Source organism: Nocardia sp. CDC519, from assembly GCF_059509835.1.
In genome coordinates this window covers 5,055,047-5,081,372 of the sequence record NZ_CM183377.1, presented here as the reverse complement: position 1 = coordinate 5,081,372, position 26,326 = coordinate 5,055,047, and the positions used below count along the sequence as shown (strand labels likewise).

Genomic DNA, 26,326 nt, shown 5'->3' with positions numbered 1-26,326 from the left:
GGAGCTCCACCGTTGCACATCCCACCCGAATCCCTTCGTGCCGGACAGTGCCCGGTGCCCCATCACAGCTCACCGGTGCATACCGATCACGACCGGGTCCGGCTCTACACGCCCGAGTTCGCCACCGATCCACACCGGGCCTACCGGGAGATGCGCGACCGATACGGGTCGATCGTGCCGGTGGAGCTGGCGCCGGGGGTGCCGGCGACGCTGGTGGTCGGCTATCGGGTCGCGGTGCGGATCCTGCACGACCCGGACCATTTCCCGGCCGATCCGCGCGCCTGGCAGCGGCGTATCGATCCCGGCTGCCCGGTGTTGCCGATCCTGGCCTGGCGGCCCAACGCCCTGCGCAGCGCGGGCGTCGAGCACGAGCGCTACCGGCGCGCGGCCACCGCGGGCATCGACGGTGTCGATCTGCACCGGCTGCACGACACGGTGGAACGGATCGCGATCGCGCTGATCGATACGTTCCGCGGCACCGGCGCCGCCGATCTGCTGCGCGACTACGCCGCGCCGCTGGCGTTCCAGGCGATCAACGCGCTGCTGGGGTGCCCGCCGGAGATCGGCAACGAGATCGCGACGGCCACCGCGGCCATCTTCGAGGGCGTCGACACCGCACAGGCCGATCTGCGGCTGGCCGCGGCGATGCTGCGGCTGATCGAAGACAAGCGCGCCGAACCCGGCGACGACATCACCTCCCGGCTGATCGCGCATCCGGCGGCGTTCACCGACGAGGAGCTCATCCATCAGCTCGGCATCCTCTATGGTGCGGGCACCGAGCCGACGCTGAACCTGATCACCAACTCGCTGCTGCTGATGCTCACCGACGACCGCTTCGCCGGCAGCATGCTCGACGGCAGCCTCTCCACCCGCGACGCCCTCGACGAGGTGCTGTTCCACGATCCGCCGATGGCCAACTTCAGCGTCACCTATCCGCGCCAGCCCGTCCTGATCGACAACACCTGGCTGCCCGCCGACCAGCCGGTGGTGATCGGGCTCGCCGCGTGCAACAACGATCCCGAGATCGGCGCGGGTCCGGTCACCGGCAACCGGTCGCATCTGGCATGGGGCGCGGGCCCGCATGCCTGTCCGGCCAGGGATGTGGCGTCCCTGATCGCGCAGGATGCCGTCGACCAGTTGCTCGACGCGCTGCCCGAGCTGCGGCTGGCCGTACCGGTGCCGGAATTGTCCTGGCGGCCAGGGCCTTTCCATCGGGCCCTGGCCGCGCTGCCGGTCGTCTTTCCCGCATCCCCTTCGTGACAGCCGACCGGCCGAGGGCTCAGGACAGGGCCGCGGCCAGCTGCGACATATTCGCCGGGACGATGAAGGTCTCGGCGAACAGGTCGGCCAGCCTGGAGTCGTACTGGGCGGCGTCCATGAGCTTTTGCAATGCGGCGGGCGGGTCCAGCAGGGTCATCGTCCACAGCGCGGCCGGCCGGGCGATATCGGTGAGCCAGGGCTTGGCCGCCGCGGCCATCCACGTCGCGTCGAAGCCGTCGCCGGGGCTGTCGAGCACCGCCGCGGCGTAATAGGCGGCGCACTGGGCGGCGCTGTTGGCGCCTTGGGCGCCACCGGGATCCATCCGGCAGACGACATCGCCGCCGCCGAGCACCGGCTGCCCGGAGGGCAGCGTGCCGACCGGGTGACGCAGCGCCGGGATCACCGCGCCGGCGATCGTCGCGCCGGCGTCGGTCAGTTCGGCGTCACGGAAACGCGCGGCCAGAGCTGCCGGGAAGTGCCGGTCGAGCAGGTCGAGCGCGGTGCGCAGCCGCTCGGCCGGGGTGCCTGCCGCATCGAATACGTCCAGGCCGCCGCCCGGATGCGCCTCGAACATCAGGGTGTGGCAGCGCCGTTCCCGGCCCGGCGCGCCGGTCAGTGCGGCCGTGGAGACCACTTCACCGAGTCCGGGCAGCGCGACGTACATGCCGAGGCCCTCGGGGTCGGGCTCGACGCCGTCCAGATACAGCGCGGCCAGCCTGCGCACGGGCTGGTTCGGCAGGGTGAGCGTGGTGTCGGCGGGGAAGCACGCGGCCAGTTCCCGCGAGGCGCGGGCGACCACGGTGAGGTCCTGAGCCCCGGCTCGGCGGTCGAGTTCGGTCAGTGGCAGATCGGCGATCTCGACCCGTCCGCCCTCGGCCTCGACATCGCCGAGCCAGCGTGCGAAGACGGTGCGCTGGTCGACGCTGCGGGCCGGTCCGGTGGTGAACCGCCCGGCCCAGCCGGCGACCGCCGTGCGATCGACGGCCATGGTGAACCGGATGCCCGCGATGGCGGGGGCGGTCGAGGCCCAGTGGTCGAGCCCGGCCGCCGATTCGAGCGCAACGGTCCGCGCGAACTTGACCTGGGTGCTGGTCACGGTGCCCGCCAGCACCGCATCGGCGTCGCGGTCGGTGACCAGGGTGAGCTCATGCCCGCCGCGCAGCAGCCGTAGCGCCAACGGCAGGCCGCACTCGCCGGCGCCGATCACCTGAATCTGTGCCATCTGCGGATCCTTCCGGAATCGAATCGTGGTTACCGGGCAAATGCTCGGCGGATAGGTAGGCGTGCGGCATCGGTAGCCGATGCGTCACCGTTCGTCTGCCCGGCCGTCGTCGCGTCGCGGCGGATGCGTGGCCGCCCACCGGATCGCCGCGGGCACCGCACCCGCGGCGCCCGAGGCCAACGCCGTGCAGTAGGCCGCCGGGCGCCACCGGTCATCCGGGCGCGGCCGGTCCCGGCCCGGGTCGCTGGTCGTCATGTCCACAACCGCCGGCACGGCAGCGCGGGCAGGCCGTACTGCAGGTGATGGTCGATCGTCACCACCACCCCGGCGGCCGCGGCCGCGGCGGCGAAGCGCTGGGCGACGCCGCGATCGTCCTGATAGTTCAATTCGATGGGCGGATCGGCGAAGCGCACGCGAATCCGGCACGGGTCCTGGCATGGGGCGCCCTGATCCGCCGCGTGGTCATGGTTGTCCCGCAGAGGCGTCATCTGACACTGTCCTGACACTGTCGTATTCGTGCCGTTCGTCCCGGGCACCGCCGGATGCCTTGGGCGGCAAGTAGACCCACGAGCCTGCGCCTATAGGTAGGTTTCGCGCATCCGTGGTCGCTATCGGGCGTGCGTGCCGGGCGCGGCCGCTATGCTGCACCACTGTGACGGCCAGATCTCCGCGCACCGGTGCTCCGCCAGCGACCACCAGCGATTTCATCGGCCGCGAGCGGGAACTGGAGCGGATCGGCACCCTGCTGCTGGGCTCGGCCCGGCTCATCACCTTGATCGGCGCGGGTGGTATCGGCAAGACCAGGCTGGCCACCGAGGCGGTACACCGATTCCACAAGGCCAAGCGGGTGCCGGTGCACTGGGTCCGGCTGGCCCGGTTGTCCCGCGACGCCGACGCCGACGCGGTCGAGGAGGAACTGGCCCAGGCGCTGGTGCACGACGATTTCTCCGGGCGTCCGGCCTGGGACGCGCTCGTCGACACCCTCGCGCGCACCGATGCCGTCGGGCGCACACTGCAAACGATTCTGGTGATGGACAACTGCGAGCACGTCCTCGACGGTGCGGGCAGCGTCATCGCGGATCTGATCGGCGCGGTGCCCGGCCTCACCGTCGTATCGACCAGCCGTGAGGCCATCGGATGGGTCGACGAGCACCTGGTGCCGGTGGGCTCGCTGACCCCGGAGCAGGCGTTGACGCTGTTCTGCGGCCGGGCCGAGCTCACCGGGCACACCGTCGCGAGCGACGCGGATCGCCGAGCGGCCGAGGAGATCTGCCGCCGGGTGCACAACCATCCGCTGTCGATCCAGCTGGCCGCGGCCCGGCTGCGCAAACAACCGCTGTCGATGATCCTGCGCGACCTCACCGGTGAGGCCTCCGACCGTAGGTTGGGTTGGTCGCCGGGGCACCGGGTGGGCACCGACGGCAGGCATCAGGGCATTCGCGATGTCATCGCCTGGTCCTATGACCTGTGCCACGACAAGGAGCGGCTGCTGTTCGAGCGGCTGTCGGTATTCGCCGCTGGCTACGACGCCGACCCCGGCGATACCGGCGCACGCGATATCGGCGCCGACCTCGAGGCCATCGAAGCGGTCTGCTCCGACGACGACTCCGACGCGAGCCCCGACGGTATCGCCCGCGCGGAGGTCGAGGGCCTGCTGGAGCGCCTGGTCGACCAATCACTGGTCTCGGTGCACCTGACCGCCGACGCGGTGCGGTATTCGCTGCTGGAGAGTTTCCGGGTGTTCGCCCAGCAGCGGCTGCGCGAACGCGATGGTGAGCAGGCGGCTCGGTTCAGCGCCCGCCACCGCCGCTACTACCGCGACAAGGTCGTGCAGGCGCGCGAGCAGTGGCTCGGGCCCGGCGAGCAGCAGGTACTGGATTGGGCCCGCGCCGGCTGGGACAACCTGCTGTGCGCGATCGACACCGCGCTCGCCACCCCCGGTGAGGCCGCGATCGGCCTGGAGATCGTGGTCGGGCTGATCGCTGTCCGGGTGCCGTTCTTCAAGGGTTCGCTGCGCGAGTCGCGGCATCTGGCCGAGCGGGCGCTGGCCGCCACCCGCGACCTCGACCCGCAGCCGGTCGAATTGCAGGTGACGGCGCTGGCCATGATCGGCTGGATCAGCCTGTGCCAGGGCATTCCCGCCGACGCGCAGCGTCTGCTCGACGAATGCATCGCGTCCTGCCTGGGTCCCGATGCCGTGGCGCGCGCGCACCGCGACCCCGGCCGCGATCTCGGATTGCCCGCACCGGTCGAATTCACCTGGGGCAACCAGCTGATGCTCGTACACAACGACGCCAGTGCGATCGAGGTGCTCGAGCGGGCCCGCCGCAAGTTCCTCGCCGCCGGCGACCCTGGTGCGGCGTCGATGAGCGAAATGTTCGAGATCCTCGCCACCGGGTTCACCGGCGAGCCCGCGCAGGCCCATGCATCCGCTCGCCGCCACCTCGACGCGGCCCGCCGGTCCGGGGCCGGCTGGGAGATCTCCTGGGCCGAACTCGCCTGGGCGCTCGCCCTGATCAAGAACAGCGAGACGGAGACGGCGCTGACCACCGTGCGCACCACCCTCGCCAACCAGCTCGCCATGCGCGACCGATGGGGCGTGGTGTGGGCGGTGCACATGTACTCGTGGGTGCTGGCGCGCAAGATCACCGACGCGCAGACATCCTCAACCGCGGCATCGCGGGGATCGGCTGCGCCACAGCGAGACTGGGCGTTGGAGATCGCGCGGATTCTCGGTGGTGCTGCCACCCTGCGGCGGCGGCTCGGCGTCGAGCTGCGCGACCTCGGCCCCTTCCGGCTGGAGACCGAGCAGGCCGCGCGGGCCGCGCGCGCGGTGCTCGGTGAGGCCGCGTTCACCGCCGCCGAACGCGAGGGCGCGATGCTGCGCCCGGAACTCGACGAGGTGGCCCAGCTGGCCCTCGGCACGCTGTCGCTGGACGCGCTGCCGGTGCGGCATCCGGTCCGGCGGCACCGGCCGACCCGCTGGCAGGAGTTGTCGGCGGCCGAACAGGATGTGGCGACGCTGGCCGCGGCGGGCTGGACCAATACCGCGATCGCCGCCCGCCGCGGGAGCTCGTTCAAGACCGTCGACGCGCAGATGGCCGCGATCTTCCAGAAGCTCACCATCGGCTCCCGCGACGACATCATCGCCCTGGTGCCCGCCGAGCACCGCGCCACCGTCGCCGAGGAGGCGGCGCGGCGCCCCGGCACCCCACGGAAACGGGAGCCGCGGCCGCCGGGCACCTGAGCCGCGCCCGGACGGTTACCCGGGCGCGGCGTCATGCGGCGCGTATCAGACGCGGACCGGTGCCTGTTCCATAGCGGGCGTGCGCACCTGCTCGCCGAGCCGGGCGGTGACCTCGCGCCGCTGCACCGCCGCCACGCAGCCCACCAACCCCAATGCCAGCACACCCAGCGCCGCGCCGATCCACGCCGTCGCCGGATAACCGAACCCGGCGGTGAGCGCCAGCCCGCCCAGCCACGGTCCCGCGGTGATCCCGACATTGAACGCCGATGTGTTCACCGCCGCCGCCATCGTCGGCGCCTCGGGGGCGAGGGCGAACACCCGGGAGTTCAGCACCGGGTTGGTGCCGAACCCGAACGCGCCCAACGCTAGTGCGAGCACCACCATCGGCGCGATATGGGCGGCGGCCACTGCGATCAGCGCCGAGGTGACGATCAACCCGGTGACGCCGACGGCGAGCGTGCGCATCGGGTACCGGTCGGCCACCCGGCCGCCGACGACGATGCCGAGCAACGCGCCGGCACCGTATCCGGCCAGGACCGCAGGCACCCAGGACTCGTCCAGCCGGGTGGTCTCGGTGAGCATGGCGCCCAGATAGGAGAAGGTCACCAGCAGCGCACCGGTCGCCACGGCCGTCATGGCGTAGGACAACCACAGCCGGGGCCGGACCATGGCGGCGAGTTCGCTGCGCACCCGCGGGGTCCGGGCGGGACGCCCGCCGGGGACCTTCGCCAGTACCCCGATCATGGCCGGCGCGGACAGGATCGCGACCGCCCAGAAGGCGGCCCGCCAGCCGAAATGCTGCCCGATGACGGTGCCGAGGGGCAGTCCGACCACCGTGGCCACGGTCAAGCCGCCCGCTACCACGCTCATCGCCCGCCCGCGCATGTTCTCCGGCACCAGTCCGATGGCGGTGGCGGCCGCGACCGCCCAGAACCCGGCGTAGACGAAGGCCGCGACGACGCGGGTGCCGAACACCACCCAGTAGTCGGTGGCCAGCGCGCCGACGATATGCGCGGCGATGAAGACCGCGAGGAACACCAGCAGGGCGGTGCGCCGCGACCAGCGCAGGGTCAGCACGGCCAGAACCGGCGCACCCGCGAGCATGCCGAGGGCGAAGGCCGAGATCAGCAGTCCCGCACGGGGAACCGAGACACCGAGGTCGGCCGACATCTCGGTGAGCAATCCGGCGAGCATGAGCTCTGAGGTGCCCTGGGCGAAGATCGAGAGACCCAGGATGTAGATGGCTACGGGCACGGGAAACCTTCCATTGTTTTGAATTGATCGGTCCAAAATGTGGGCAGCGCAAAGGTCGGCTCGAAAGCCGCTGGGATGTGGTTACAGGGCGTCGAGCGCGGTGGTGGCGATGGCCGCGCGTTCGGCTCGATCGGCCCCGCCGCGCGCCGCCACCTGAAGCCCGCCGATGGTGGCGATCACGAACAGGGCGAGGGTGCGGGCGTCCTTGTCGCGTCCGATCTCACCGTCGCGTTGCCCGCGCTCGATGACGGCGGTGAGCAGCTCGAGCCGATACCGTTGATCGGCGCGAAGTTTCGCGGCCACCTCCGCGTCGCGGGGGCCGAGCTCGACGGTCGAATTCACCACCAGACAGCCGATCGGATCGTCGTCGGGGGCGTCGACGACGATCCACAGCAGGGTTCGCAGCTTCTCCAGCGCCGGGGTGTCGGCGTCGAGTACCTGCTCGGTGGCGGCGTTCTTGACTGCCATATAGCGGTCGAGCGCGCGCTCGAACAGGTCGTGCTTGCTGGTGAAGGTGTTGTAGATGCTGCTGCGGCCCAGCCCGGTCGCCGCGCAGAGATCCTGGGTGGAGGTGGCCTCGTACCCCGCGGACCAGAACGCGCGCATCGCCGCGTCGACCGCCGCGTCCTCGTCGAAGCCTCGTGGTCGCGCCATGGGACAACCGTAGCAGTTTTGGACCGATCAATACAAATGTTGCGGGCGGCAGCGGTACAGACGGTGCCCGGCGCGCTAGGGCGAGACCGCGACCCCGATCGTCTGCGCCACCATGAACTTCGGCCACCCGCCGTAGAAGACGTCGACATCGCGGATCTCGAACCCGGCGCGCTCGATCAGCCCGCGGATATCGCGGTTCAGATTGCAACCACCGGCGACCGCGTTCTGGATCGGATTGAGCCGGTGCTGCCAGGCCTGCACCTTCGCGTCCGGTGCGAGCCCGTGCTCGACGAAATGCAGCGTGCCGCCGGGCGCCAGCACCCGGCGCACTTCTGCCAGCGCGGCGTCGATATCGGGGATGGTGCACATGGTCCAGGTGGAGACCGCCGCGTCGAAACTGTTGTCGGCGAAGGGCAGTGACTGGCCGTCCAACCCGGCGCGTTCGATCGGCACCGTCGCCGCGGCCACGCGTTTCCCGGCGAGTTTCCAGCCGAGGTCGGCCGGTTCCACCGCGCTCACCGACCGCACCGCCTGCGGATAGAACGGCACGTTCAGACCCGATCCGAACCCGATCTCGACCACCCGGCCGGACAGCCCGCCACACACCTGCGCGCGCAGCTTGTCATTGGCCTTGATGCCGCACGCGACCTCGACGAGCCGGGGGACGACCTGATCGTTGTAGATACCCACGGCCTCCACTGTGTCAGCAACCACACCGGCACACCAGTGCCGCGCCGGGCTGCCCGGGGCGGCGGGTGCGTGCGATGCTGGCGCGGTGACCGTGTTCGAGGTGTGGGCGCCGACGCCGGAGCTGGTGCGCCTGGACGTCGACGGCGTCGTCCATCCGATGACGCGCGCGCCCGGCGGCTGGTGGCGCGCGGATGTGGCCGCCGCACCGGCCGCCCGCTACGGCTACCTGCTCGACGACGACCCGGTCGTGCTGCCCGATCCGCGCTCACCGCGTCAGCCCGAGGGTGTCCACGCCCGCTCGGCACTGCACCGCATGGACCCTGAGGCCCGAGACACCGACTGGACCGGCAGGCCGCTCGCCGGCGCGGTGTTCTACGAACTGCACATCGGCACCTTCACGGCCGCGGGCACCTTCGATGCCGCGATCGAACGTCTCGATCATCTGGTGCGCCTCGGGGTGACCGTGGTGGAGCTGATGCCGGTCAATGCCTTCGACGGTCCGCGCAACTGGGGCTACGACGGAGTGCTCTGGTACGCGGTGCACGAGCCGTACGGCGGGCCGGACGGGCTGCGCCGCTTCGTGCGGGCCTGCCACGCGCGCGGTCTGGCCGTGGCACTGGATGTGGTCTACAACCATCTCGGCCCGGTGGGCAATTACCTGCCGCGCTTCGGCCCCTATCTGACCGAGCAGCGCAACACCTGGGGGCAGCGGCTGAATCTGGACGGCCAGGGATCGGACGAGGTGCGTCGCTACCTCATCGACAACGCGTTGCGCTGGTTCCGCGACTTCCACATCGACGCCCTGCGGCTGGACGCGGTGCACGCGCTGGCCGACACCACCGCCACCCACCTGCTCACCCAACTGGCCGCCGAAACCGAGCGCCTGGCCGCATACCTGGGCCGTCCGCTGACCTTGATCGCCGAGAGCGACCTCAACGATCCACGACTGATCACCCCGCGCGCGGCGGGCGGTCACGGCCTGGCCGGGCAGTGGAACGACGACCTGCACCACGCCATCCACGCCGCCGTCTCGGGTGAACGGCAGGGCTACTACGTCGATTTCGGTTCCCTGGCGTGCCTGGCGCGGACCTGGGCGCACGGGTTCTTCCATGCCGCAACGTATTCCACCTTCCGCGGCCGCACCCACGGCCGCCCGCTGGACCGTGCCGCGCTGCCCGCCTCGGCGCTACTGGCCTACACCTGCACCCACGATCAGATCGGCAACCGCGCGCTCGGCGACCGTCCCGGCGCCTACCTGTCCGACGGTCAGCTCGCGGTGAAGGCGGCGCTGGTGCTGTTCTCGCCGTACACGCCGATGCTGTTCATGGGGGAGGAGTGGGGTGCGAGCACGCCGTTCCAGTTCTTCACCTCGCACACCGATCCCGAGGTCGGCGCGGCCACCGCCGCCGGGCGGCTGGCCGAGTTCGCCGAACACGGCTGGTCCACCGACGACGTCCCGGATCCGCAGGATCCGGCGACCTTCGCACGCTCGACGCTGGACTGGACCGAACTCGGCATGCCCACCCACGCCCGGCTGCTCGACTGCTATCGCGCGCTGATCGCCCTGCGCCGCAGCCGTCCGGAGATCACCGACGGGTGGGCGTGCGACGGCGCTATCGACTACGACGAGGACGCCCGCTGGATCGTCATCCGCCGCGGCGCGCTGGCCCTGGCGTGCAATCTGTCCGCCGACCAGGTGACGGTGCCCGCGGCCGGAGCCGTACTGCTCAGCTGGGGCACACCGGCCCGGCGTGCGGGCATGACGGGACTGAGCGGCCATTCCTTCGTGGTCCTCGACACGAGCCGCAGTGCTCCGGATCGCTGAACCAGCGCATGATCCGGCGGCGCTCGGATCGCGCGCGGCAGCTCAGGTCAGGTACCGGTAGGCCGGTGAGTCCGGCTCCAGCCGCTCGCACTGAATCGGCGAGGCCTCGATCCGCGCCAGCAACGATTCCAGCTCCTCCGGCGCGCCGAGTTCGATACCCACCAGCGCCGCCCCGGTCTCGCGGTTGTTGCGTTTGACGTATTCGAACAGGGTGATGTCGTCGTCGGGTCCGAGAACCTCGTCGAGGAAGCGGCGCAGCGCGCCCGGCTCCTGCGGGAAGTCCACCAGGAAGTAATGCTTGAGCCCCTGATGCACCAGGGACCGTTCGATCACCTCGCCGTAGCGGGAGACGTCGTTGTTGCCGCCGGACACCAGGCACACCACAGTCGACCCCGGTGCGATCTCGAGCCCGGCCAGCGCGGTCACCGCGAGCGCGCCCGCGGGTTCGGCGATGATGCCCTCGTTCTGGTACAGGTCCAGCATGGCGGTGCAGATGGCGCCCTCGTCGACCTGCATCATCCGGAACGATCCCGCCCCCGACGGTGACTCGGTCGCCACCAGCAACGGCAGCGAACCGTGCGTGACCACCCGGCCGCCGAAGCCGGACACCGCCGCGTACGGCACATCGCCGATCCGGCGCACCGCCGCGCCGTCGACGAACGGGTCGATCTCGGGCAGCGTCACCGGGCCACCGGCCACCAGCGCCGCCGTCATCGAGGCCGCGCCCGCCGGTTCGACGCCGAGGATCGCGGTCTGCGGAGACCGCTCACGCAGGTAGGTGCCGATGCCGGCGAGGCAGCCGCCGCCACCCACCGGAACGACCACCAGGTCCGGGGTGCGGCCGAGCTGTTCCAGGATCTCCGCGGCGATGGTGCCCTGCCCGGCGGCGGTGCGCGTGTCGTCGAACGGCGGCACCATCGTCGCGCCGGTGCGCGCCACATCGGCGGCGGCGGCCGCCGCGGCGGCATCGTAGGTCTCGCCGACCGCGATCAATTCCACGAACTCACCGCCGTGGGTGCGGATGCGGTCGCGCTTCTGCTTCGGCGTGGTGGTCGGCACGTAGATGCGGCCGACGATGCCCATGGCCTTACAGGCGAAGGCCACGCCCTGCGCATGGTTGCCCGCGCTGGCGGTGACCACGCCCGCGGCGCGTTCGCTCGCGCTGAGCTGGACCACCAGGTTGTAGGCGCCGCGCAGTTTGTAGGAGCGCACCACGGTGAGGTCTTCGCGCTTGAGGTACACCTGCGCGCCGGTGAGCTGGGACAACCGCGGGCACAGTTGCAGCGGGGTCGGCTCGATGATGTCGGCGATTCGCTTCGCGGCCGCGTCGATCTCGTCCGCGTTCAACGGCGGACGGGTGGGCAGTTCTGCGAGGACATCGACCGGATCCGACACCCGAATATCGTGCCACCCGCCGCGGGCGGCTGGTGCGGCGGGTGGTCGGCGAGTGTGCGAAACGATCAGCGCGGGGTCAGGACGAAGACCGGGATCTCGCGGGTGGTTTTCTTCTGGTATTCGGCGTAGTCGGGCCAGACCGCGACCGCGCGCTCCCACCACAGCGCCTTCTCCGCGCCGACGACCTCGCGGGCGGTGTAATCCTTGGTCACCGTCCCGTCGCGCAGTTCGACGTGCGGATCGGCCTTGATGTTGTAGTACCAGACCGGATGTTTGGGCGCCCCGCCCAGCGAGGCGACGACCGCGTACTCGCCGTCGTGCTCGACCCGCATCAACGGCGTCTTGCGCAGCTTGCCGGTTTTCGCGCCGCGGGTGGTGAGCAGCACGACGGGCACGCCGTTGAGCGTGGTGCCCTTCTCGCCGCCGGAGTTCTCGTAGGTCTCGGCCTGCTTGCGGGCCCAGTCGGAGGTGCTCGGTGCGTATTCCCCTGTAAGTGGCATGACTGCGGAAACAGTTCGGGACCGTGCCGTTGTTCCCGCGCCCTCGAAAGGCCCCGGCAACCGGCGGCTGTGGCGCCCGCGACAAAAAGTTCGCTGGCCCTAACTTTGCTGTCCGGTATACCCTGAAGACATGACCGCGTCCTACCCCGAACTTCGCGCCGCGAGCCGTCCCCTACCGGCCCGCCCGGCCGCGATCGACCTCGCGGGTAGCGCTTGGCCGGTCTACAAGCTGGAAGCGCTCGCCGCGGGTCTGGCGACGCTGCTGGCGCTCGCCCTGATCGTCGGCTCCGCGCAGGTCGCGGTACTCGCCGCCGCCGCGGTGGGCAGCCTGGTGTGGATCGCCGGGCTGATCCGAGCGCGCTAGCCGCTCGGTTCACTCCGGCCCCAGCGGCAGTCCGGCCAACTGCCCGCGTGACACCACCCCGAGCTTCGGATACGCCTTGTAGAGGTGATGGCCGACGGTGCGCGGGCTGAGCACCAGCTGCGCGGCGATCTCCCGATTCGACATGCCCTGCGCGGCCAACCGCACGATCTGCAGTTCCTGCGGTGTCAAACTCGCCGCGAGCCCGTGTGCGGGCCGGCTCGACGCACCGACGCCGAGCGCGGCGAGTTCGGTGTGTGCCCGCTGCGCCCATGGCGCGAACCCGAGCCGATCGAAGGTCTCGGCGGCGGATTCGAGCAGGGTGCGCGCCTCGGTCTTGCGTTTGTCGCGGCGCAGCCACTCGCCGAACAGCAGTTGCGTGCGTGCGGTGTCGAAGGGGTGGCCGACGGGTGCGAGCGCGGCGCGGAAGTGGTGTTCGGCGGTCGCATCCGGTGTGGTGAGTGCGCGGGCCCGGTGGTCGAGTGCGCCGATCCAGCCGGCGCCGGTGGCCTGCGCCCACGCCGTCAGCCTGTCGCGGGCGTCGGCCGCCTGCTGTGCCGCATCGGCGCGCACCGCCGCCTCCACCAGATCCGCCAGCACCCGCAGCCCGATCACCTGATGACGCGCCGGTTCGACGGTGAGCGCCGTCAGCCGCGACAACGCACCGTCCACCCGGCCGAAACCCAGATCGAGCAGGCCGAGCGCGGCGTGCGTCCAGGTCGCGCCCGCCGCCTCCGGGCCGCCCAGCTCGTCGGCCAGGGCTGTGCCGACCAGTTCGGCACATTCGCGCTCGGCACCTTCGAGTGCGCCGAGGTAGGCGAGAAACCCGCACAGCTGGCTGACCCAGTGGCCATTGCCGATGTCCTCGGCGATCCGCAGCCCTTCGGCCGCCGCGATCCGTGATTCCCGTGGCCTGCCGAGGAACAGTTCGGCTTCGGCGCGGAAGAACAGCAGCGGTGGCAGCAGCGCGATCCGGCCTTGTTCGCGGCACTGTGCCAGCAGCGTCCTGGCGAGTTCACCCACTTGCTCATCCGCGCCGACGACCAGGCCTGCGCCGCACATCTGCACCAGATCGCGCGGGCTGTCGGCGCCATTGCGTACCGCGGCCGCCGCCGCGGTACGCAGATCGGTTCGCGGGGTCGTCGAGGGCAGGGCCGATCCCCGCGGGGCGTCGAGGAGGGCGGCGAGCAGATAGTCGATGATCGGCGCCATCGGGTCGGCCGCGGGCAACCTCAGGGCGCGCACTCGCCCGGCGACCTCGGCGAGTTCCTCGGCCCCGACGTACCAGGCGGCGTGCACGGCCTGAGCCAGAATGCGTGCGGCCCGTGACGGATCGGCGGTGGCGTCGGCGGCCCGCGACAGCAACTCGTGTGCGGTCCGTGGGCGACCGGCACCGAATTCGGCGGCGCCGCGCACCGAGTCGAGTCGCGCGGTCACCGATTCGTCGCAGCCATGTGCCGCGGCGCGTTCGGCCAGTAGCCGGGCCCGGTCGAAGTGCCCGGCCTCCACGGCGGTTTCGGAGGCGAGCAGCAGCCTGCGTACTCGCGCTTCGGCGTCGGTACTCAGATCCGCGGCGCGCTCGTAGGCCGCGACCGCGCCGTGGTGGCCGCTGCGTACGCGGGCCCGTTCGGCGGTCGCCTCCAATGCGGCCGCTGTGGATTCCTCCGGTCCGGTCGTGGCGGCGGCCAGATGCCAGGCGCGCAGGTCGGCATCCTGCGGCGCGGTCGACACGTCGGCGAGCGCGCGATGGGCTTCCAGTCGCCGGCTCAGTCCCGCGCCCTGGTACACCGCCGAGCGCAGCAGCGGATGCCGGAACACGAGAGTGCTCCCGTCGCTGTGCACGAGCCCGGCATCCTCGGCCGGCCGCAGATCACCGACCCGGGCGCCAAGTGTTTCGGCCGCCCGCAGCACCATCGCCAGCTCCGCCGTGTGCGCGGCGGCCGCCACCAGCAGTAACGTCGACGTGGCCGGCGGCAGCCCGCTGATCTGGCCGTGAAACGCCATCCGCAGCCGGTCGGTGATCGGCAGTGGATTCGGGCCTGCCCCTGGCGCTTCGGCCGCCAGCAGTGCGGGCAATTCCAGCAATGCCAGCGGATTTCCCGCGGCCTCGGTGAGCAGCCGGTAGCGCAGCACCGGCGCGAGGTCGGGTGCGGTGCTGTCGATCAGGGCGGCGGCGTCCTCCTGCCGCAAACCGGTCAACCGGAGTTCTGGAAGGCCCGGCGCCGGAAAGTCGGAAGCGCCTGCGCGGGTGGCGAACAGCATCACCACACCCTCGGCGTCGAGCCTGCGCGCGGCGAACAACAGCGCCTCGGCGGTGGCACGGTCGAGCCAGTGCGCGTCATCGATCAGGCACAGCAGCGGTCCGTCCGCGGATTCCTCGGCCAGCAGCGTCAGCACGGCCAGACCGATCAGCATCCGATCGCCCGGGTCGCGCGGCGCTAGCCCGAACGCACCGCGCAGTGCGTCGCGCTGCTGCTCGGGCAGCCGGTCCACCAACGCCATACCCGGCCGCACCAGCATGTGCAGTCCCGCGAACGGCAGCTCCGCCTCGGACTCGATGCCCGCGCTGCGCGCCGCCGGAATACCTTGCGCCGCCGCATAATCCAGCAGCGCTGTCTTCCCGATACCGGCCTCCCCGCGCAACACGAGTGCCCCGCTGCGCCCGGCCCGCGCCGCATCGAGCAGCCGGTCGATCTCGGCTTGTTCGGCTTCGCGTCCATGCAGCATGGGGCAACGGTAGCGTCTCTCGTCGCGCCGGTGCCCGCAGTCGGGTTCACCGTTCGGCGGCGCGGCGCACGTGCCCGTCGCCGTCCCGCGCTGGACCTCAGCGCCGCAAGCTCACTTCTTGCTGCACCCGTGACAGCTTCTCCGGATTACGCACCGAGTACAGCCCGGTGATCAGCCCGTCGTCGATGCGCACCGCGATGACGGTGTCGATCTCGCCGTCCAGCCGCAGGATCAGCGCCGGATACCCGTTGATCCGCGCCGCCTCCATCGACCGCGCGGCGAGATTGCCCAGCCCGGCCGCCAGCAGTCCGGCCACCGCCTCGGCTCCCACGATGGGCGCCGATGCGGCACGCGCGATCCCGCCGCCGTCGCCGAGGAACACCACCTCCGGCGCGAGAATGTCGAGCAGGCCCTGTAATTCGCCGGTCTCGACCGCGTGCTGAAACGCCGCCAGCGCCCCGCGGGTCTCGGTGTCGGACACTGCTCCGCGCGGCCGGCGAGCCGCGACATGCGCCCGCGCCCGATAGGCGAGCTGGCGCACGGCCGTGGGGCTGCGGTCCACGGCCTCGCCGATCTCCTCGTAACTCAGATCGAACACCTCGCGCAGCACGAACACCGCCCGTTCGATCGGTGCCAGGGTCTCCAGCACCAGCAGCATCGCCATGGAGACACTCTCGGCCAGCGCCACGTCCTCGGCCACGTCCGGTGTGGTCAACAGCGGCTCCGGTAGCCACGGGCCGACGTAGGACTCCTTGCGCCGTCCGAGCGTGCGCAGCCGGTCCAGCGATTGCCGGGTGGTGATGCGCACCAGGTAGGCCCGCTGATCGCGCACCGCGCCGAGGTCGACGCCCGCCCACCGCAGCCAGGTCTCCTGGAGGACGTCTTCGGCGTCGGCGGCCGAGCCCAGCATTTCGTAGGCGACGGTGAACAGCAGATCGCGATGCGCGAGGAAGGCGGCGGTGGCCGGGTCCGCGTCCTGGTGGGCGTCCGGTGTGCTCGCTGCGGCCATGGCTGCGCTCCTGTTCTCCTCGGATGTCACCAACAAGACGCCGGACGCGGCCCTCGCGTAACACCGTGCGGCAGTGGCGCACGTCACTCGGTCGTGTCGTTACGCGGGCCAGGGGTCGTTCGTCTCATGGTTGTTCCGATCCAGTGACAACCAGTGAGGACCACATCATGGAACCCCGTTTCGACCTGAACGCCAACGAACTCGGCGCCAAGATCGGCAAGCGTTTCGCCAACACCAGCATGGCGATCATGGGCTCGACGCTGCCGAAATCCCTGATCGAACTGGTGGAGTTGCGAGCCAGCCAGATCAACGGCTGCGGCTACTGCGTCGACGCGCACGCCAAGGAGCTCGCCGCCGCCGGAGAACCCGCGGTCCGGATCAACCTGGTCGCCGCCTGGCGCGAATCCACCGTGTTCACCGACGCCGAACGCGCCGCGCTGGCCTTCGCCGAGGAGGGCACCCGCCTCGCCGACGCGAATCACGGCGTGTCCGACCAGACCTGGGCCCAGGTGCGCGAGCACTTCGACGACGATCAGATCGCCGCCATGGTGTATCTGGTCGCCATGATCAACGCCGCCAACCGATTGCTGGTCATCACCCGCACCAAGGGCGGTTCCTACGAGGCGGGCGCATTCGCCGCCGCGAGCTGAGGGCGCGACGAGCCGGGCCGTCGGGCGCGGTCGGCCCGGTTGAGCCCCGGGATAGGCGCGCGCCGATGGCCCCAGGCGCCGACCGCTCGCCTCGAGCCCCGTCGACACCTCGCACGACGAGGCAGCCGAGCACTGTACTGCGACCGGACGCGAAGTGCAGCGCGCAACAGGAGGTCAGGGCCGGATCGACCTATCGTCGCCGGCACGGCCGCTCGCCCCTGGCGCGACGAAAGCCCCGGCCGCCGCCGCGCGCGCCGCACTGTCCGCGACCCGCTCGGCCAGCCCCGGATCGGCCGGTGTCCGCATCAGCACCAACCGGTGGTACAGCGGCGCCGTCGCCGCGATCAACAGCTCCTGCGCATCGGTCCCGGCGGGAATCTCCCCGCGCGCCACCGCCCGTTCGACGACGATCTCCGACTGCCCGTAGCGCTGCTCCCACAGTTGTCGCAGCGCGCGGGCCGCTTCCTCCGACCGAAACGACACCGCGATCAGCGCGCCGGCGATCGAGGGCTGTTCGGTCAGTGACGCCTGGATCTCCTCGTTGAGCGCGGCGAGATCCCCGCGTAGCGAGCCGGTGTCGCGGGGCTGCCAGTCGATATCGGCCGCGGCGGCGAACACATCGGCGATCAAGCCGCCCACATCGCGCCAGCGCCGGTACACCGTCGCGCGATGGACCCCGGCGCGGGCGGCGACGGTGTCGATGGTGATCGCGTCATAGCCGTGTTCGGTCAGCTCGGCGTGCACGGCCTCGAGGACCTGGGTGCGGATACGGGCGGTCCGGCCGCCGGGCCGGGGCCGGGGAGTGCTGGTGGGCGGATCGTTGTCCGGTGCGGAATTCATCGTCGGTCATCCGATGCTTGACGGAACGGGTCTGGGCTGTCATCCTATTACGACAGTTGTCGCACTAGTGAGGTACTTGCCGATGCTCATTCGAAGTGTTCACCCGTCCCAGCGGTCCGTCACGGCCGCCTCGACCTCGAATGCTTCGGAGTGTGTGCATGCCAACTCAGATCACCGCGCTGGCGGTCACCAAGTCCTTCCACGGGCGCGTCGTTCTCGACGAGATCAGCTGCTCGCTCGGCGCGGGTGAGCGCACCGGCATCATCGGCGAGAACGGGTCGGGCAAATCCACCCTGCTGCGCCTGTTCGCCGGGGTCGAGCGCCCCGACCGGGGTGAGATCGTCGTCCACTCCGACGGTGACGTCGGCTATCTCGCCCAAGATGAGCAGCTGCCACCACACCTGACGGTCCAGCAGGTCGTCGACCGTGCCATGAGCGAACTGCGTGCCATCGAGCACCGCATGCGCGGGCTCGAATCCGCCATGGCCACCGGCGACGACGCCGCGATGACCGAATACGGCGAGCTGATGACCGTCTTCGAACTGCGCGGCGGCTACGACGCCGACGCCCGCCTCGAACAGGCGTTGCACGGTCTCGGTCTCGGGCTGGTGTCGCGCTCGCGTGCCGTCGGCGGCCTCTCCGGCGGCGAACAGGTGCGTCTGCGCCTGGCCGCCCTGCTGGCCGCGGCACCGGAGGTGCTGCTGCTCGACGAGCCGACCAACCATCTCGACGACGATGCCCTCACCTGGCTCGAGGATCACCTGCGCACCCGCCGCGGCACCACCGTGGCGGTCTCCCATGACCGGGTTTTCCTGGATCGGGTCGCGACCGGCTTGCTCGAGGTCGACGCCGACCGCCGCCGGGTGGTGCGCCACGGCAACGGCTACCGCGGTTTCCTCGCCGCGAAGACGGCGGCCCGGCAGCGCTGGGAGCAGTCCTACGCGCAATGGCAGAGCGACGTCGCCCGGCAGCGGGAGGCCGCCGCGACCACCGCGCGTCGGGTCGCGCCGGGACGGGTGATGCGCGACAACAACAAGATGGCCTACGACCGGGCGGGCGGCCGCGTCCAGCAGTCGCTGGCGAGCCGCGTCCGCAATGCCGAGGAGCGGCTGCGGCGTCTGCTCGACGACCCGGTGCCGCCGCCCCCGCAACCGCTGCGCTTCACGCCGAGCGTGCGGGGCGGTGCGGTCCGCGGCGCGGTGCTCGCGGCCACCGACGTCCTGGTCGAGGGCCGCCTCGGCCGGACCGGCCTGACCCTCGCCGCCGGTGACCGGCTACTGATCACCGGCCCCAACGGCGCGGGCAAATCCACTCTGCTGCGGGTACTCGCCGGTGAACGCGCCCCGGATGCGGGCACGGTCGTGCGGCGCGGCCGCATCGGCTACCTCGCCCAGCAACCACCGGCGCCGAGGCCGGGGGAGACCCTGCTCGCGGCGTTCGCCCGCGGCCGCGGCGCACCGGATCGGCAGGCGGAACGGTTGCTCTCGCTCGGCCTGTTCGACCGTGCCCAGCTCACCGCCCGCGTCGCCGAACTGTCCACCGGGCAACGCCAACGCCTCGCGCTGGCCCGCCTGGTGAGCGAGCCGACCGACGCGCTGCTGCTCGACGAGCCCACCAACCACCTCTCACCCGGGCTCGTCGAGGAATTGGAGGCGGCGCTCGCCGACTATCCCGGCGCGCTGGTGATCGTCAGCCATGACCGGCGGCTGCGTCAGCGCTGGCGCGGCGCACACCTCGAGCTGGGTGCCGTGCCTGCGGTCGTATGAGCACGGCCGAGCGCCGGGCAATGGCGGCGCGAGCACGGCTGCGCTTCGCCGACCTCGGAGGTCGCAGCCTGCTAAGCGGACGTCCTCGGAGAGCGGGTTTCCCCGGAGCGGGGTTGTGCACGCGAACTCACTGCGGCCGCTGGAACCAGTCCGCCGCGCTGCGCTGCGACAGCAGGATCACAATCGCCAGGCACATGCCGACGCCGAGGAGACCGGGCGGAAGTCCCTGTGTCACCGCGCCGAGGCCGAGCAACATGCCGAGGCAGGCGGCGACGATCGCGGATACCCGCACGCCGTTCCCGTTCACCCCGAAACCGAACGCCAGGATCACGAGAAAGACGGCGGGCAGGTAACCCCCGATGAGCGCGCCGACCAGCTCCCAGTTGTCGGCGGCCACCGCCACCGCAATCAGCCCGGCGCCCACCGCACCGAACACCCAGGAGATGATCTGAGCCGCTCGCACCGGCGCGGGCATGGCGACCGGACATTGCTGCGGCGCAGCGTCATGCGGCGCCTGCCAGGCGCCCGGCGCGCTGTTCGCGCCCGTGGGGTACGGCTCGTACTCGGTCGCCGAGTCGTCGTTCGTGCCGAAATCCACTGGGATCCCCCTCTTTCAGCCAGCGGTCCACGCGCCGGTCTCGGCAGCGAACACTACCGTGCCCGGGGCACCGCGACTCACCGGCTCGTCGGTGGCGGGTCACCGGCCTGCCGACGTCGTGGAGCCGGGTGGGTCGCCCCGCGGTGACGCCGGGTGGAGAGTGTCGTGCCGACGCACGAGCGGTTGACCACGCCCATAGGTAATGCCGTCGGAAAAGTACTTATAGGTGACTGATTCGGCGACCCCCTGCCCGCCCATAACGTAGTTCTCAGCACCGGATCGAGCGGAGAAACCGCAGATCAGAACGTTATGGAGGACTCGATGAACACTCTCGTCGCGCAGTACCTGGAAGCCTGGAACACCACCGACGAGCAGGCCCGCGTGGCCGCCGTCGAGCGCGTCTTCACCCCCGACGCCACCTACGTCGACCCGCTGGTGTCGGTCGCCGGCCATGCGCAGCTGTGCGCCGCCATCGCCGGCGTGCAGGCACAGTTCCCCGGCTGGGTGTTCCGCCCGGCCGGCCCCGTCGACGGCCACCACGATCAGGTGCGCTTCACCTGGGAACTCGGCCCCGTCGACGGGCCCGTCGTCATCGTCGGGTTCGACGTCGCGATCATCGCCGACGGCCGCATCGCCGGCGTCTACGGCTTCCTCGACAAGGTCCCCACCGCCGCCTGACCTCGACCACCTTCCGAAACCTCCAGGAGTCATCATGACCACCACCGCCCCCGGCTACGTGTCCACCCTGCTCGCCCCCGGCCCCGCCCTGCTGCGGTTCTCGCTGCGCCTCGACGCGGTGGTGACCGCCGCCAACGGCCTGGCCTACCTCGCGCTGTCCGGCCCGATCGAATCCTTGCTCGGCCTGGACACCGCTGTCGGCATCCCCATCGGCATCTTCCTCACCCTCTACGGCATCGGCGTCGCCCTCGTGGGCCTCCCGGCGAACATCAACCCCGTCGCCGTGCGCGCGGTGATCACCGGTAACGCCGCCTGGGTGGTGGTGAGCCTGGCGGCCCTGATCGCCGGCGTACTCGACGTGAACGCGATCGGCACCGTATGGGCCGTCCTCCAGGCCATCGTCGTCGGCGCCTTCGCGGCCATGCAATACCTGGGCCTGCGCCGCGCGCGCTGATTTCGGAAAGCTGCTCGGCACAAGAACATCGACGAATCCGGTCGGGATCTCCCGACCGGATTCGTCGTAGTTCGATAACGGGACCGGCACCGCACGGGTGCTACCGGGACACGGCGCGGTCTCGTCCTCGTTCAGTAACCGGCTTCGGTGTAGATCGTGCGCCACTGCGCCGACAGTTGCTGCTCGGTGGCGTTTCCGAACTCGTATGCGGGCGAATTGATCGGCGCTATCTCCTCGACCCGGACGAAGATGACGCGATGCGCGGGGTAGCCGGGCCCGTTTCGGTCCAGCAGCCAGGACTGGAGCCACAGGTACTCGGGGGTGCCGGGATCGCGAAATTCCGCGAGGCCGGTGAATCGGTATCCCCGGCGGGCGATGAAGTCCACCACGGCGATCTCGATACCCGGGTTCTGCGCCAGATTCGCCACGGTGCCGGGTGAGGCGATGTCCATGAACACCAGGTGCTGGTCGTCGTAGACGCGCACCGACCCCTTCGGCGAGATGTTCGGCGAATGATCGGGCCGCACGGTCGCGACGAAGGCCAGCTTGGCCCGGTCGACAACGCGGCGCATGTCCTCGTCGATGTATGTCATCGCTCGGCTCCTGCGCGAGCGGAAGGGCCGCGGCGGCGATGATCGACGCTGAGTACGTGCGCGCGTTCCGGCGACAGCGCCAGCAGCGCCGCGGCGGCGGCCGCGCTGAACACCGAGGCGTTCAACGGTGATTCGGGGCCCGAGAAGAAGAACATGGATCCGCCGAACGCGAGCAGGGTCACCAGCGTCGCCGCGGCCGTCCACCGCATCGCGATTCCGAGCAGCAGTGCGACGCCGAGCACCGCTTCGGCGGCAGTCGAGGTCCAGGCGGTGATGTCGACCAGCAGTTCGGGCATATACGGCGCCAGATCGTCGACGTAGGCGGTGAACGCCTCGAATTCGCCCCAGGCGACATTGCCGGTACCCGGTTCACCCCACAGTCCGAACCGGTCGCCGACCGCGGACAGGAAGCCCACGCCGAGCGCGAGTCTCGCGAAAATTGTTGCCGCTGACCAATATTTGAGTCGGACGACGTCCTCCGACGACGCCTCGGTGGTGTGTGTGGGTGTCATCTGAATTCCTCACTGCTCGATGTGTCGATGATTCGATTCGTCAGGCCGCCGCGACGCGACCCGCCGTGGCCCGCACGCACATCACCACGGTGACCGCGACCGCCAGCGCGATCGGTGCGAACGCCGGGATCAGGTCTGTGGGGCGAGCGGCCATGAGGTAGGCGCCGGCCAGGGTGAATGCCGGTGTGCCCCACTGCGATGCGGCGATCGTCACCGCGGCAGCGGCGCCGATGGCGACCGAGGCCGTCTTCCGCCGCCCCAGCACTCGCAGTGCGTTCAGGGAGGTGAGGAAGATGAGTGTGCTGGAGACCATGCCGGCGGCGGCCCACGCGCCGACGTGTGATCCCGAATTCAACAGCCGGCCACCGGTTCCCGCGACGAACACGGTGACCGGCAGGATCGCGCCGATCGAGATCAGCACTCGCCTCGGTGCCCGAGTCGTCGACGCGCGCCGCAGCCGGCCCAGCTCGCCGCACTGCACACCGAGCAGCACCGCCAGCAGTAGCGCTGCGGTCACATGCGTCGCCAGAAGCGTTGTGCTCATGAGATGTCATACCTCCTGCGCCGGGCGGCCGAGTCCACAGACGCTCTATTCGGAAGCGGATTCACATTCCGATACGGTACAGGAGGAGATATCGCGCTTGTCAAGGAAACTTCTGGATGCGATCGCCGCCCTGGTGGGCGTCGATGGTGGCCTGGGGGCTCGTCTCGGGGCATGGCACGCCGACGGCGGCCATGCCCCGGGGTGCCCGTCAGCAGGTGGAGCCGTGTGTGACGTTGTAGATCGCGTTACCCGGTAGGCATTCCGGTGCCCCCGGGCGGCTCTGGTCGACCGGATGGCTGAGCCACCACGCCATACCCGCGGCCGCGATGACGGCACCCGTGCCGATGGCCGACGCGGTGACCGTGCGCGGAGCTCGAAGGATCAGTGCGGTGGCCAGGCCCAGTGTGCGGCGATGTCGGCTATGACCGAGTTGGCGACCGGCGTTGCGGCGCGCACGGAGGAAGTCCTCGGCGATGTCGGCCGATACCTCATCGAATCCCTCGCCGGGTGAGCGGAATGTGTGGCCGACGCGACGCCCGTGTGCTGGAATGCCGAAAGTCTCAGGGCTTCAGGCCATCGAGGACGATGTCGATGAACCGATGCCAGTCGCCGAGATCGGCGCGCACCACGGTGGCGAGCGAACCGACGATCATGTAGAGGTCGTCGGAGGTGACATCAGGGCGCAGGGATCCGTCGGATCTGCCCTGCTCGAGAATCGATGAAGCGAACTCGAAGAGTTCGGCTTCGACGGGGCCCTGTGGGGCGATGCTGCCGAGCGTCGACTCGATCATCCTCGAGAGGGTGCGCCCCCCTTCGTGTACCTGGCCGACATGTGACAGCAGCCATCGCACCGCCTCGATGCCGGTGGCGAATTCCGGCCGTTTGGTCCGGGCGGAGTCCAGAATCTGGATGAAGCGCTGTTCGGCGATGGCCTCCATGAGCGCCTGCCGCGTGGGGAAGTGGCGATAGATCGTTCCGACGCCCACGCCCGCGGCGCCGGCGACCTCCGACATCTGGACCTCGTCCCCGCGCTCGGCGAAGAGCGCGGTCGCGGCCTCGAGCACGCGAGCTCGATTACGTCCGGCATCAGCGCGCAGGCGGCGGGGTGGATTCGACATGAGGTGGAGGCTTTCGGTCGACGGAAGTGGATTCCGATTCGGCAGCGTACTCCATGGTCGCGATCCGGTTACCTGATCGACACCCGGCGGGCGGCCGGGGGGGCGTGCCCCGGGGATTGACAGCGGCCGCGGGCTCTGCGATGGTCGGTAATCGGAACCGGAATCCGAATCCGGTTCGGGAGAGGATTGTGATGTCCAAGGATCGCTTCTATCTGCTCGAGGCCGGCGCCTCACGGCCCACCCGAGTCCCGCTGCCGCCGTGGACGACCGTCAAGGCGGGCACCGACGACACCGAGGGCCGGTTCACCCTGATGGAGAACCGCGGCAACGGCGACATTCCCGCCCATGTGCACGACAACTTCGACGAGTTCGTCTATGTCATCGACGGCGAGCTCGGGCTGGACTACCGCGGTAACACCCACCGCTTCACCAGCGGAATGTGCTTCCTGGTTCCGCGCGGCATCACCCACGCGATGCGCAACCTCGGCGGAGCGGACACTCCGGTACACGCGTTGCAGCTGTCCGCGCCGTCCGGTTGGGAGCGCTACCTGGAGGCGGTGGCCGAGGCGCGGCAGAGTGGTGACTGGACCGCCGATCGTGACTGGGTCGAGGCCAACGAGATCGGCAAGCCCTTCGGCATGCGCTACCACCTGGGCCACGACGACCCGAAGGAGTGGGGCGACCCCGATCGTTTCTACCTGCTCGGCAAGGGGGAAGCCCGGCCCGGCCGTATCCCGATTCCCCCGGCCTTCAGTGTGAAGGCACGTACCGAGGACACCGACGGACTGTTCTCGGCACTGGAAGTCACGGTTGCCCAACCGATTCCGCGGCACACGCACCACGTCGCCGATGAGTGCATCTATGTGCTGGACGGTCTCCTCGAAGTCGAATTCGACGACCGTATCCAGGTCGCGGGTCCAGGCCAGGTGGTCCTGTTGCCGCATGGTGTGCCGCACGCGCTTCGTCCTGGCTCGAACCCGCCCCCGCGCGTCGTCCAGATCTCCTCACCCGGCGGTTGGGAGTGCGTGGTCGAGGCGATCATCGAACATCGCACCGAGGTCACCTCGGGCGGCCGTTTCGATCCGGCGGCGCTCAACCGCTACACCCGCCGCTATCACGTCGTCTACGACGAGAACTGACGACGCGTCGAGGTCTGGCGCGGCGAACCCGCGGGTCGTTACGGTGGCACGAGTAATCGCTCATTAACGGCCCCGGGGGCGGGAACGAATATTCGGGTAGTCGAGTACGCGGGTCCCGGAGCGGGCGCGGCGGGAGGATCTGGATATGAAACGACTTGTGGTGTGCTGCGACGGCACCTGGAAGGCCGAGTCGAGCACGACGGTATCCAACATCATCAAGATCGCGCAGACCATCCGGATCGAGGCGCCCGACGAGCAGGGGCGGCCGGTCGCCCAGTGGGTCACCTACGTACCGGGGCCCGGCACCCAGGGCTTCCTGGCCGACCGCCTGATGGGCGGGGCGTTCGGCCTCGGACTGGAGGCGAATCTATCGGCGGCCTACTGGCATCTGGCGTTGAACTGGGAGCCAGGGGATCAGATCTTCATCTTCGGTTTCAGCCGCGGCGCCTTCACCGCGCGCAGTTTGGCGGGTCTCATCGGGCGGATCGGGATCATGACGCCGGAAGCGATGATCGACGGCATGTACCCGGAGGCGTTGAAGATCCACAAGCAGCCGGTACCGGCGGACGGTGAGACACCCGCCGAGTGGGAGAAGTTCCGGAGCGAGAACTGCCACCCCGGTCCGGCCAAGATCGATTTCCTCGGCGTCTTCGACACTGTCGGCGCGCTGGGGGTGCCGGGGCTGACGTCGCTGCGGCACAAATTCCACGACGTGCGCCTCGGTCCCGCGGTGCACTGCGCGCGCCAGGCCCTGGCCATCGACGAGCGGCGCCGCAACTTCGAGCCCTGCCTGTGGGAGGTCCCGGTGGAGCCGAATGTGAAGTACCGCAGGGGTTTCCAGCGGGTGAAGCAGGTGTGGTTCGAGGGCGTGCACAGCGATATCGGTGGCGGTTACGCCGAATGCGGGCTGTCGGATATCACGTTGCGGTGGATGGTGGCCGAAGCCGAATCGGTGGGGCTGGTGTTCGACCGCGAGCGCCTCGACGCGCTGTCCGAGCGTTGCACCGCGGGCGCCGACCACATGCGCAGGCACGACTCGCTCGGCATCGGTTACCGGGTCCTGAATCTGGCGCGGGCGCTGCGGAATCCGCGCAGTCCGCGGTTCCACTGGGATTCCTGGCGCAAACTCGGCGTCGCCGAGGACATCGGCATCCGTTTGGCCTCCTGCACCCAGAACGACGAGTACCGCCCCGCCAACCTGCGCCGCTGGCGCGAGGAGCTGGGCGGAATGTTCCCCGAGGAACTCATCGAGAAGACCGTCCCGGTGACGGCGAAACTGGGCGCCTGAGC

At 70.2% G+C, this 26,326-nt stretch carries 26 protein-coding genes; 10 read left to right on the top strand and 16 right to left on the bottom strand.

The genetic code is table 11. The features are described from left to right. Positions 1-12: 12 nt before the first annotated feature. A complete protein-coding gene (locus AC5W7N_RS22925; protein ID WP_495922128.1) occupies positions 13-1,260 on the top strand; it encodes a cytochrome P450 family protein in 1,248 nt (415 codons plus the stop codon). 19 nt (positions 1,261-1,279) lie between these two features. On the opposite strand, the gene AC5W7N_RS22920 is transcribed toward AC5W7N_RS22925, so the two are convergent. The 3 genes from AC5W7N_RS22920 to AC5W7N_RS22910 form a co-directional block, all read right to left on the bottom strand. Further along, positions 1,280-2,482: a styrene monooxygenase/indole monooxygenase family protein gene (locus AC5W7N_RS22920; RefSeq protein ID WP_163815789.1), complete on the bottom strand. Its 1,203-nt coding sequence runs from the start codon at positions 2,480-2,482 to the stop codon at positions 1,280-1,282. 84 nt (positions 2,483-2,566) lie between these two features. Next, positions 2,567-2,737, bottom strand: a complete 171-nt coding sequence (locus tag AC5W7N_RS22915) for a hypothetical protein (RefSeq protein WP_163815787.1) — start codon at positions 2,735-2,737, stop codon at positions 2,567-2,569. After that, positions 2,734-2,970, bottom strand: a complete 237-nt coding sequence (locus tag AC5W7N_RS22910; RefSeq protein WP_163815785.1) for a hypothetical protein — start codon at positions 2,968-2,970, stop codon at positions 2,734-2,736. Before AC5W7N_RS22910 ends, AC5W7N_RS22915 begins: the two co-directional genes overlap by 4 nt. A 164-nt stretch (positions 2,971-3,134) precedes the next feature. On the opposite strand from AC5W7N_RS22910, the gene AC5W7N_RS22905 reads away from it, so the two are divergent. Continuing rightward, entirely contained in the window at positions 3,135-5,729 is a 2,595-nt protein-coding gene (locus AC5W7N_RS22905; protein WP_490724923.1) for a helix-turn-helix transcriptional regulator, read from the top strand. A 45-nt stretch (positions 5,730-5,774) separates the two neighbouring features. On the opposite strand, the gene AC5W7N_RS22900 is transcribed toward AC5W7N_RS22905, so the two are convergent. The 3 genes from AC5W7N_RS22900 to AC5W7N_RS22890 all read right to left on the bottom strand — a co-directional run bounded on the left by AC5W7N_RS22900 (position 5,775) and on the right by AC5W7N_RS22890 (position 8,327). Then, entirely contained in the window at positions 5,775-6,983 is a 1,209-nt protein-coding gene (locus AC5W7N_RS22900) for a Cmx/CmrA family chloramphenicol efflux MFS transporter (RefSeq protein ID WP_280498609.1), read from the bottom strand. An 81-nt stretch (positions 6,984-7,064) separates the two neighbouring features. Next, on the bottom strand, positions 7,065-7,637 hold the full coding sequence (locus AC5W7N_RS22895) for a TetR/AcrR family transcriptional regulator (protein ID WP_195007287.1): 573 nt from the start codon (positions 7,635-7,637) through the stop codon (positions 7,065-7,067). Positions 7,638-7,712: 75 nt separating this feature from the next. Then, on the bottom strand, positions 7,713-8,327 hold the full coding sequence (locus tag AC5W7N_RS22890; protein ID WP_495922127.1) for a class I SAM-dependent methyltransferase: 615 nt from the start codon (positions 8,325-8,327) through the stop codon (positions 7,713-7,715). A gap of 85 nt (positions 8,328-8,412) precedes the next feature. Here AC5W7N_RS22890 and treZ point away from each other — a divergent pair, with 85 nt between their 5' ends. Continuing rightward, complete coding sequence (gene treZ, locus AC5W7N_RS22885; RefSeq protein WP_495922126.1) at positions 8,413-10,152, top strand: malto-oligosyltrehalose trehalohydrolase; 1,740 nt, start codon at positions 8,413-8,415, stop codon at positions 10,150-10,152. Between the two features lie 42 nt (positions 10,153-10,194). Here treZ and ilvA read toward each other — a convergent pair whose 3' ends face one another. Both ilvA and AC5W7N_RS22875 read right to left on the bottom strand, forming a co-directional pair. Continuing rightward, positions 10,195-11,547, bottom strand: coding sequence for a threonine ammonia-lyase IlvA (ilvA, locus tag AC5W7N_RS22880; protein ID WP_195007289.1), 1,353 nt, complete (start codon positions 11,545-11,547; stop codon positions 10,195-10,197). 65 nt (positions 11,548-11,612) lie between these two features. Beyond that, positions 11,613-12,047: a nitroreductase family deazaflavin-dependent oxidoreductase gene (locus AC5W7N_RS22875; protein ID WP_163815773.1), complete on the bottom strand. Its 435-nt coding sequence runs from the start codon at positions 12,045-12,047 to the stop codon at positions 11,613-11,615. A 130-nt stretch (positions 12,048-12,177) separates the two neighbouring features. Here AC5W7N_RS22875 and AC5W7N_RS22870 point away from each other — a divergent pair, with 130 nt between their 5' ends. Beyond that, positions 12,178-12,411, top strand: a complete 234-nt coding sequence (locus tag AC5W7N_RS22870; RefSeq protein ID WP_163815771.1) for a hypothetical protein — start codon at positions 12,178-12,180, stop codon at positions 12,409-12,411. 9 nt (positions 12,412-12,420) lie between these two features. On the opposite strand, the gene AC5W7N_RS22865 is transcribed toward AC5W7N_RS22870, so the two are convergent. Both AC5W7N_RS22865 and AC5W7N_RS22860 read right to left on the bottom strand, forming a co-directional pair. Beyond that, positions 12,421-15,135: a LuxR family transcriptional regulator gene (locus tag AC5W7N_RS22865; protein ID WP_195021057.1), complete on the bottom strand. Its 2,715-nt coding sequence runs from the start codon at positions 15,133-15,135 to the stop codon at positions 12,421-12,423. Between the two features lie 97 nt (positions 15,136-15,232). Then, positions 15,233-16,144 carry an RNA polymerase sigma-70 factor gene (locus AC5W7N_RS22860; RefSeq protein WP_495922125.1) on the bottom strand — a complete coding sequence of 304 codons (912 nt, stop codon included), beginning with the start codon at positions 16,142-16,144 and terminating at the stop codon, positions 15,233-15,235. 167 nt (positions 16,145-16,311) lie between these two features. Between AC5W7N_RS22860 and AC5W7N_RS22855 the strand changes: the two genes are divergently transcribed. Then, positions 16,312-16,794, top strand: coding sequence for a carboxymuconolactone decarboxylase family protein (locus AC5W7N_RS22855; protein ID WP_195007291.1), 483 nt, complete (start codon positions 16,312-16,314; stop codon positions 16,792-16,794). A gap of 174 nt (positions 16,795-16,968) precedes the next feature. Here the strand turns inward: AC5W7N_RS22855 and AC5W7N_RS22850 are convergent, their stop codons facing one another. Next, positions 16,969-17,634, bottom strand: a complete 666-nt coding sequence (locus tag AC5W7N_RS22850; RefSeq protein ID WP_495922124.1) for a TetR/AcrR family transcriptional regulator — start codon at positions 17,632-17,634, stop codon at positions 16,969-16,971. Between the two features lie 158 nt (positions 17,635-17,792). Between AC5W7N_RS22850 and abc-f the strand changes: the two genes are divergently transcribed. Then, positions 17,793-19,400: a ribosomal protection-like ABC-F family protein gene (gene abc-f, locus AC5W7N_RS22845; protein ID WP_194989818.1), complete on the top strand. Its 1,608-nt coding sequence runs from the start codon at positions 17,793-17,795 to the stop codon at positions 19,398-19,400. A gap of 127 nt (positions 19,401-19,527) precedes the next feature. On the opposite strand, the gene AC5W7N_RS22840 is transcribed toward abc-f, so the two are convergent. Next, complete coding sequence (locus tag AC5W7N_RS22840; protein ID WP_195021054.1) at positions 19,528-19,998, bottom strand: hypothetical protein; 471 nt, start codon at positions 19,996-19,998, stop codon at positions 19,528-19,530. A gap of 321 nt (positions 19,999-20,319) precedes the next feature. Here AC5W7N_RS22840 and AC5W7N_RS22835 point away from each other — a divergent pair, with 321 nt between their 5' ends. Then, positions 20,320-20,676 (top strand): nuclear transport factor 2 family protein, encoded by a 357-nt coding sequence (locus tag AC5W7N_RS22835; protein ID WP_195007292.1) that lies wholly within the window; start codon positions 20,320-20,322, stop codon positions 20,674-20,676. A gap of 34 nt (positions 20,677-20,710) precedes the next feature. Then, the gene (locus tag AC5W7N_RS22830) at positions 20,711-21,130 is read left to right on the top strand and encodes a hypothetical protein (protein WP_194989820.1); all 420 of its coding nucleotides are present in this window, start codon (positions 20,711-20,713) and stop codon (positions 21,128-21,130) included. A gap of 131 nt (positions 21,131-21,261) precedes the next feature. Here the strand turns inward: AC5W7N_RS22830 and AC5W7N_RS22825 are convergent, their stop codons facing one another. From AC5W7N_RS22825 to AC5W7N_RS22810, 4 genes are all read right to left on the bottom strand, one after another. Beyond that, positions 21,262-21,723: a pyridoxamine 5'-phosphate oxidase family protein gene (locus AC5W7N_RS22825; RefSeq protein WP_194989821.1), complete on the bottom strand. Its 462-nt coding sequence runs from the start codon at positions 21,721-21,723 to the stop codon at positions 21,262-21,264. Continuing rightward, positions 21,720-22,235, bottom strand: coding sequence for a hypothetical protein (locus AC5W7N_RS22820; protein ID WP_495922123.1), 516 nt, complete (start codon positions 22,233-22,235; stop codon positions 21,720-21,722). Before AC5W7N_RS22820 ends, AC5W7N_RS22825 begins: the two co-directional genes overlap by 4 nt. A 40-nt stretch (positions 22,236-22,275) precedes the next feature. Then, positions 22,276-22,779 (bottom strand): hypothetical protein, encoded by a 504-nt coding sequence (locus AC5W7N_RS22815; RefSeq protein ID WP_495922122.1) that lies wholly within the window; start codon positions 22,777-22,779, stop codon positions 22,276-22,278. Positions 22,780-23,339: 560 nt separating this feature from the next. Beyond that, positions 23,340-23,897 carry a TetR/AcrR family transcriptional regulator gene (locus AC5W7N_RS22810; RefSeq protein WP_495922121.1) on the bottom strand — a complete coding sequence of 186 codons (558 nt, stop codon included), beginning with the start codon at positions 23,895-23,897 and terminating at the stop codon, positions 23,340-23,342. Between the two features lie 191 nt (positions 23,898-24,088). Between AC5W7N_RS22810 and AC5W7N_RS22805 the strand changes: the two genes are divergently transcribed. Then, the gene (locus tag AC5W7N_RS22805; protein WP_195021048.1) at positions 24,089-25,036 is read left to right on the top strand and encodes a cupin domain-containing protein; all 948 of its coding nucleotides are present in this window, start codon (positions 24,089-24,091) and stop codon (positions 25,034-25,036) included. 145 nt (positions 25,037-25,181) lie between these two features. Further along, positions 25,182-26,324 (top strand): T6SS phospholipase effector Tle1-like catalytic domain-containing protein, encoded by a 1,143-nt coding sequence (locus AC5W7N_RS22800; RefSeq protein WP_195021047.1) that lies wholly within the window; start codon positions 25,182-25,184, stop codon positions 26,322-26,324. Positions 26,325-26,326 lie beyond the last annotated feature (2 nt).

Excerpts from the sequence above, each read along its gene's own strand:
- AC5W7N_RS22800 (WP_195021047.1), top strand. The coding sequence starts at position 25,182 with ATGAAACGACTTGTGGTGTGCTGCGACGGCACCTGGAAGGCCGAGTCG.
- AC5W7N_RS22915 (WP_163815787.1), bottom strand. The coding sequence starts at position 2,737 with ATGACGACCAGCGACCCGGGCCGGGACCGGCCGCGCCCGGATGACCGG.
- AC5W7N_RS22920 (WP_163815789.1), bottom strand. The coding sequence starts at position 2,482 with ATGGCACAGATTCAGGTGATCGGCGCCGGCGAGTGCGGCCTGCCGTTG.
- AC5W7N_RS22865 (WP_195021057.1), bottom strand. The coding sequence starts at position 15,135 with ATGCTGCATGGACGCGAAGCCGAACAAGCCGAGATCGACCGGCTGCTC.
- AC5W7N_RS22835 (WP_195007292.1), top strand. The coding sequence starts at position 20,320 with ATGAACACTCTCGTCGCGCAGTACCTGGAAGCCTGGAACACCACCGAC.
- AC5W7N_RS22805 (WP_195021048.1), top strand. The coding sequence starts at position 24,089 with ATGTCCAAGGATCGCTTCTATCTGCTCGAGGCCGGCGCCTCACGGCCC.
- AC5W7N_RS22860 (WP_495922125.1), bottom strand. The coding sequence starts at position 16,144 with ATGGCCGCAGCGAGCACACCGGACGCCCACCAGGACGCGGACCCGGCC.
- AC5W7N_RS22895 (WP_195007287.1), bottom strand. The coding sequence starts at position 7,637 with ATGGCGCGACCACGAGGCTTCGACGAGGACGCGGCGGTCGACGCGGCG.
- AC5W7N_RS22810 (WP_495922121.1), bottom strand. The coding sequence starts at position 23,897 with ATGTCGAATCCACCCCGCCGCCTGCGCGCTGATGCCGGACGTAATCGA.
- AC5W7N_RS22910 (WP_163815785.1), bottom strand. The coding sequence starts at position 2,970 with ATGACGCCTCTGCGGGACAACCATGACCACGCGGCGGATCAGGGCGCC.
- AC5W7N_RS22815 (WP_495922122.1), bottom strand. The coding sequence starts at position 22,779 with ATGAGCACAACGCTTCTGGCGACGCATGTGACCGCAGCGCTACTGCTG.
- AC5W7N_RS22875 (WP_163815773.1), bottom strand. The coding sequence starts at position 12,047 with ATGCCACTTACAGGGGAATACGCACCGAGCACCTCCGACTGGGCCCGC.
- AC5W7N_RS22850 (WP_495922124.1), bottom strand. The coding sequence starts at position 17,634 with ATGAATTCCGCACCGGACAACGATCCGCCCACCAGCACTCCCCGGCCC.
- AC5W7N_RS22830 (WP_194989820.1), top strand. The coding sequence starts at position 20,711 with ATGACCACCACCGCCCCCGGCTACGTGTCCACCCTGCTCGCCCCCGGC.
- AC5W7N_RS22870 (WP_163815771.1), top strand. The coding sequence starts at position 12,178 with ATGACCGCGTCCTACCCCGAACTTCGCGCCGCGAGCCGTCCCCTACCG.
- AC5W7N_RS22820 (WP_495922123.1), bottom strand. The coding sequence starts at position 22,235 with ATGACACCCACACACACCACCGAGGCGTCGTCGGAGGACGTCGTCCGA.
- AC5W7N_RS22825 (WP_194989821.1), bottom strand. The coding sequence starts at position 21,723 with ATGACATACATCGACGAGGACATGCGCCGCGTTGTCGACCGGGCCAAG.
- AC5W7N_RS22855 (WP_195007291.1), top strand. The coding sequence starts at position 16,312 with ATGGAACCCCGTTTCGACCTGAACGCCAACGAACTCGGCGCCAAGATC.
- abc-f (WP_194989818.1), top strand. The coding sequence starts at position 17,793 with ATGCCAACTCAGATCACCGCGCTGGCGGTCACCAAGTCCTTCCACGGG.